Origin of the sequence: Coraliomargarita parva (assembly GCF_027257905.1) — a bacterium.
Taxonomy (GTDB): Bacteria; Verrucomicrobiota; Verrucomicrobiia; order Opitutales; family Coraliomargaritaceae; genus Coraliomargarita_A; species Coraliomargarita_A parva.
Genome location: NZ_JAPZEI010000003.1, coordinates 508,467 through 514,927, shown reverse-complemented (window position 1 = coordinate 514,927; position 6,461 = coordinate 508,467). Strand labels below are relative to the sequence as shown.

Here is a 6,461-nt window from a genome sequence, read left to right as displayed (position 1 = left end):
TGCTGGTTGAGTAGGCCAGAGTCTCAACTGCTGTCCAGAGAGCTAAGACGATGTTGAGCCACGCAACTATCTGCAAAGGCTTTGGAAGTGATTTTAGTTTCTTTATCATATTCTTAGCTAACGTCGAGACCAGACAACCAGCCTAAGGGCTCAGTCGTCCAGTTGCTTTTTAGAATTTTCGGGCGGGTTAAATGGGTTGTCTGCGTCGACTGGTTCAGTCTTCTTTCCTTGTTGATGCTCGGTGCCAGTGTCAAAGAAGGCGTCAAGGTAAGCGTCAGGTTTTAGGTCGCTTTCTCTCAGAAGCGAGAAGACCTCAATGCCTTGTTCTTTAAGGTCCAAGTCAGTGTATAGCCAGTAACCTTGATAAAAGCCTAAAGAGACCATGCCTTCCTTTTCAGAGGTGCTATTCCCGATGTATTCTAATTCTTCTTTCTCGGCTAGCTCTAGGGCTTCGTCTAACGAATCAGCATTCCACATCGTTAATCGCTCTTCGTAGACATGCTTTTTCTCCCTGCCCCCACGGCTTGTCCATTCTAGGACTGATCTGACTGTGTATGTGGCCATTAATTTACTGAACGTTAAGGTGTATCGACGGAGTGAGCGGAGCGAACGGAGTTGATCACCGCGACTTGTTAGACTTTTTGCCAGCTGGTTTCAAATTCTCCTGAACGTCTCCCTTGCAGCTCATTCTTCTCTCCTTTGCTGCTGGTTGGATTTCGCTTCCAGTCGATCAAGTTTCTCTTCAATTCTATTCAATTGCTTCGTCCATTTAACGATCAGGTAGATAATCAACCCAACAAAGAGAATCCCCAACGCGAGGTTGATAAACTGTGCGATTACAATGCTCCAATTGTGCCCGAAGTCACCAACCCGTTCCATTTGGTATGTTTTTTCCATTCTTTCGTCTAACAGTGTTATCTACCCGACTCAGTCGGGGTTTTGCAAGAAAGTGTGTCGACTTAAACACTCGAAACGGGATCAAAGCCAACGGATAATTGATGTTCATAATAATCCGTCTGACAATTACTTATAGAATAATCCATCGCTCAAAAGATAAGTATTTACGGAAGAAATTGTCCAGCTGTATCACGAGCAAAAGCCCGACTCAGAGCTAAGAAATTGGCCGAGTCGGGCTTTTGCTATTTTCCCCAAGGCCCGCCGTTCGCACCCAAGACAATCCAAGCTACTAGATACCAACATGATATAAAAGAACCCTTCAATTTTCCCAGAGTCACCTTGACCGGGAAATAACCAACTCAACGAATCGTCACTTAACTTATAGTGAAATACGTTTACCGATCTCATTCATGAAGACTATCCATTTTCCACCTCGGGCCGAAGTATTGAACACGTCAGCAAGGAATGTCATGGCAAACCGAGCGGAGCTACCGGGGCCATAAGAATATCGAAACGACACAAAATCTATCTGCACGTCATGCAAAAGCCCGGAGCGGGCGGTCGGAGTCGGTTGGATAGCCTGTAGCTCCAATTGCAGGGGCGGTGCAGATTCCTGTCGACCGGACCAAGATGATACCGCCTCGCCATCAGGCAAGCTACCGCCATTGGTCGGGCGCTCCCCCACCTCGGGAAATAATGGACTGGCATGAACAAACTCAAACGGTTCGATGCCATGCTAGCGGCAGTGCGGATTCGCTGTCTAGGCTAATTGCGGCTTTTCCTGTGTTTAGGCGCCCCTCCTCATCCGGCTCACGCCGGATGCTACAATTTCAGGCCAACAACCGGAGATCTGCGACAGCCCCAACTCATAATCTTACTCTTAATCCTAATCCCTCAGATTAAGAGTATGAGTCTGATAAAGACAGGAACTAGCCCCTCGAAACACCCGATTCGTGAACCCTCCTCATCCGGCTCACACCGGATGCTACAATTTCGAGCCAACAACCGGAGACCTGCGAGGCCCCCAAATCATAATCTTAATCTTAATCTTAATCTTAATCCCTCAAAATGTAGCGAAAAGATTAAGATTAAGAGTAAGAGTAAGAGTAAGAGTAAGAGTAAGACCGAAAGAGGAATAAGCCCTTCATCAAAAACCAAATCTGCGGATGTGTGCGAGCCGGCGTGACCATTTCCACGCTCAAGGAAATGGTGGGAAAGCCGGAACTCGAATCCGGGACCTCCTGCGTGTGAAGCAGGCGCTCTAACCAACTGAGCTACTTCCCCAAAAATGAAAGGTGATTGAGATAAAGCCGAGAACGTGGGCGTCAAGCCACAGTTTCAATTCTTTTGAGAGGCGATGTGCCTTGTCCCTCCAGGACAACCCCGCGAGGCCTCAGGATCCCCGCGGGCAAAGCATACAGAGCACAAAAACAAAAGCTCCTCCTCTTCCCAAGGGGAGGCCTGTCACGGCGTATCGGAGAGAAGCCGGATGTCCCGGCTTGCCCGGGACGGAGGGGTCCGAAAAAAACGCGTACAGCAGATCCTAGCTGGTAAGCGACGCCACTTACACCTTACTGATATAGAAAAGCGAATGGGATGTTACAACCGCTAGAGACAGGGAGATGGGGAGAAAATCCGCCCTCAGCCCTCAAAATCCGCCCTCCAAACAACCTCGCCCGACATGTCCCGCTGTGGCGGAGGCAGAATCATGGTAGGCAGAATGATTTTCCAGCAACGCCGCTGCTTGTTCTGCGGTGCCCTACCTCCGTTGTAAGCATCATTCTGCCTGTAATGATTCTGCCTAAATCCACGTTGTTGTAAGAATTATCCTGCCCGTAATCATTCTGTTTCCCAAAACATCGCTGTAAGAATCATTTGTGGATACCTGTACACCACAAGCCATCTCCGCGCTCCTGCGCTTCGTCAGCTCTCAGGTCTCAGGTTTCAGATTTCAGCCCTCCAGAGTTAGCTCTCCGCCCTCAGCCCTCAAAATCCGCCCTCCAAACAACCTCGCCCGACATGTCCCTCCGTAGTCCGCCGGGCGGAGACAGAATGATTTTCCAGCAACGCCGCTGCTTGTTGTGCGGTGCCCTACCTACGGCCTGAATTGAACTTTGGTGCTGCTGCAGAACAGACCCAGCAGAGCTGGGAACCGCTTATATGCTCTTATAAACGCTTATGGGAATGAGGCCTTGCGGCCACGATCATTCATCCCCCAGTCATCAGGTTGTAATGTTCAGATAAGCGCCCCTAAGCGGACATAAGCGGACATAAGCGGACATAAGCGGTCTCCAGCTACGCTGGAAGAACCTCAAGGACGACTTCAAAAGATGTGTATAAGGATATGCTTCCCAAGGGAGGCCTGTCACGGCGTATCGGAGAGAAGCCGGATGTCCCGGCTTGCCCGGGACGGAGGGGTTCACCCACGACGAAAGCCGGAATTTCCCCGATAATCGGCAATCACCCAGTTATTTCTTCATCCAGCCGAGGTTGACGCCCTTGCCCTTGGTCTTGGCCTTGCTCTTCTTTTTCGGCAGCTGCTGGTCGATCCAGTGAAGGATGGGCCCGCGCCCTTTCCCGCTCTTGGCCGAGCAGTGAAAGATTCCGGTCGGCGCCAGGCCCCACTCTTCCAGAGCCGCTTCGAAGGCCTCCATGTTCTCCTCAACCTGGCTGTCGGAGCTGCGGTCGGTCTTGGTAAAGACGACGGAATACGGGACGCCGCACTCCTGCATCCACTGCATAAAGGACAGGTCCCCACCCTGCGGCTCGATGCTGGAATCGACCAGGGAAAAGACCTGCTTGAGATTGGGCCGGGTGGTCAGGTAGGCGCTGACCTGCACATTGAATTCATGCTGCTGCTGGCGGGACACCTTGGCGTAGCCGTAGCCGGGCAGGTCCACCAGGACCCAGCCGCCGTTGATCCGGAAAAAATTCATCCGCTGGGTCTTGCCCGGCTTGCTGGAGGTGTGGGCCAGTTCCTTGGTGGCCGTGAGCAGGTTGATGAGCGAGGACTTGCCCACATTGGAGCGGCCGACAAAGGCAAACTCCGGCAAGCCGGTCGCCGGACAGGACTCAAGGTCGAAGGCACTGGCCAGAAATTCGATGTCTGTAATCTTCATGTGCGGTCAGGGAGGAAACAGCACAACTGTTTCACCTGATCAATAAAGAAGATTCCCGGCCGGCAGGCAACCGCGGCCGGAAACCCCAAGCAAATGCGGGAATCAACCTTCGTAGCGGAAGACGCTCACCGACGAAGGCGGCAGTTCCAGCTTGATCGAATACGGACGCCCGTCCCAGGCCTCCTTCTCCGCAAGTATGCCGCCTCCATTGCCAAACCCCAGGCCGCCGTAGAGCTTCGCATCCGAGTTGAAGATCTCGCGGTAGTAGCCCGGCCAGGGCACACCGACACGGTAACCGTCGCGCGAAACCGGAGTGAAGTGCCCGACCACCACCAGGGTGTCCGTCTTGGACTCCCCCTTGCGCATGAAGGTAATCACGCTGCTGTTGTTGTCTGTGCTGTTGATCCACTCAAAGCCTTCCATGCTTAAGTCGCCGCTGCCCATGCCCGGCACATCGCGGTAGATCCGGTTCAGGTCGCGGACGACCATTTGGATGCCTTCGTGGTCCGGATACTGGAGTAGGTGCCAGTCCAGCGAGCCGGCGTAGCGCCACTCGGAGGATTGCCCGAAATCGGAGCCCATGAAGAGCGTCTTCTTGCCCGGCCACATCCACATCAACCCGTAGAGGGCGCGCAATTGATGCGCCTTGGCCGAGATCGGCTCACCGGGCATCTTCAGGAGCATGGAGCCTTTGCCGTGGACCACCTCGTCGTGGGAGAAGACCTGCATGAAGTTTTCGGAATACTGGTAGAGCATCCCGAACGAAAGCTGGTGGTGCTCGTACTTCCGGTAGATCGGATCCTTCTGCATGTACTCCAGGGTATCGTGCATCCAGCCCATGTTCCACTTGAAGTCAAAGCCGAGCCCGCCTTCCGATGTGGGCTTGCTCACGCCGCCAAAGGCGGTCGATTCCTCGGCGATCATGAGGGTGCCCGGATAGTACTTGTGGACGAGGTCATTCGTCATCCGAAGGAAATCCATCGCTTCCAGGTTTTCACGGCCACCGTATTGATTGGGGATCCACTGTCCTTCCTCGCGGGAATAATCGAGGTAGAGCATCGAAGCAACCGCATCGACCCGCAGGCCGTCGATATGGAAGCGCTCACACCAGGCCAGGGCGCTGGCGATAAGGAACGCGCGCACCTCATGGCGGCCGTAGTTGAAGATGAGGGTGCCCCAGTCCTGGTGAAAGCCCTGGCGCGGATCGGCATGCTCGTAGAGCGCACTGCCGTCAAACTGGGCCAAGGCGAAGCTGTCCGTCGGAAAGTGTGCCGGCACCCAGTCCATGATCACGCCGAAACCGTTCTGGTGGAGCGTGTCGACCAGGTACATGAAATCCTCGGGCGAACCGAAACGCTGCGTGGGCGCGAAGAAGCCCGTCACTTGATAGCCCCAGGACCCGTCGAAGGGGTGCTCCGAAAGCGGCATGAACTCCACGTGGGTGTAGTGCATGCTCTTGAGGTAGGCCACCAGCTCGGTCGCGACCTCTCGGTAGTTCAGGGGCCGGTTGGCATCCTCCACCACGGACTTCCAGGAACCGAGGTGCATTTCGTAGACCGATATCGGGGCGTTCTTCCAGTCGGTTGAGGCCCGGCGCTCCTGCCAGTCGCCATCGTTCCACTCGTAAGCACCGAGGTCACACACGATCGAGGCATTGTAGGGCGGCGCCTCGAAGCGGGTCCCGTAGGGATCCGTCTTCAGGTGCGGGTAACCGTGCCGGGTGCCGATCTCGTACTTATACTTGGCGCCAACCTCGAGGCCCGGAATGAACAGCTCCCAGACCCCGGAAGCCCCCATGCTGCGCATGGGATGGTAGCGTCCGTCCCAGTGGTTGAAATCGCCGACCACCGAAACGCGCTGCGCATTCGGGGCCCAGACGGCAAAGGAAACCCCCGGCACGCCGTCGACCACACGGATGTGCGCCCCCATCTTGTTGTGGACCTGATGGTCATTCCCCTCGTTGAAGAGATAGATGTCATCTTCCGACAGGGTCGGCAGGAAGCTGTAGGGATCGTAAAACTGGCGAATTTCACCGTTGTAGCGCTCGATCCGCAGGCGGTACGCGAACACATCCGGGCGCCCTTCGATAAAACCTTCGAAGAATCCGTCCGGGGTGAGCTTCTTCAGATGATAACGTTCCCCGTTTTCATCGGCGAGGTCCACAACCTCACAGCTTTTGGCATCATCCAGATAAGCCCGGACCAGGACGCCCGCCTGCCGCTTGCCGGATTTCCTTACAGGGTGCATGCCCAAGACTGCATGCGGTTGGCTACAAGACACTTTGGTAATCGAGTCGAGGTCAGCTTTGGAGATAATCACGGGATGACACAAAACGTATCTTTTACGACATGCAAGACTCTTAGCATCCGCCCTTTACGCTTATTATAGAAAGACCGCAGACTCGCCCTTACGGGCCCATAAAAAACTTGTGCCGTCAAAATCGTC

At 54.3% G+C, this 6,461-nt stretch carries 4 protein-coding genes and 1 tRNA gene; all 5 read right to left on the bottom strand.

The features are described from left to right. Positions 1–150: 150 nt before the first annotated feature. A complete protein-coding gene (locus tag O2597_RS06495; RefSeq protein ID WP_269523451.1) occupies positions 151–564 on the bottom strand; it encodes a DUF4288 domain-containing protein in 414 nt (137 codons plus the stop codon). 120 nt (positions 565–684) lie between these two features. Next, positions 685–897 (bottom strand): hypothetical protein, encoded by a 213-nt coding sequence (locus O2597_RS06490; RefSeq protein WP_269523450.1) that lies wholly within the window; start codon positions 895–897, stop codon positions 685–687. Positions 898–2,104: 1,207 nt separating this feature from the next. After that, positions 2,105–2,181: transfer RNA gene (locus O2597_RS06485), tRNA-Val, on the bottom strand. A 1,184-nt stretch (positions 2,182–3,365) separates the two neighbouring features. After that, positions 3,366–4,016: a ribosome biogenesis GTP-binding protein YihA/YsxC gene (yihA, locus tag O2597_RS06480; protein ID WP_269523449.1), complete on the bottom strand. Its 651-nt coding sequence runs from the start codon at positions 4,014–4,016 to the stop codon at positions 3,366–3,368. A 102-nt stretch (positions 4,017–4,118) separates the two neighbouring features. Beyond that, a complete protein-coding gene (gene glgB, locus O2597_RS06475) occupies positions 4,119–6,335 on the bottom strand; it encodes a 1,4-alpha-glucan branching protein GlgB (protein WP_425603730.1) in 2,217 nt (738 codons plus the stop codon). Positions 6,336–6,461: the final 126 nt, after the last annotated feature.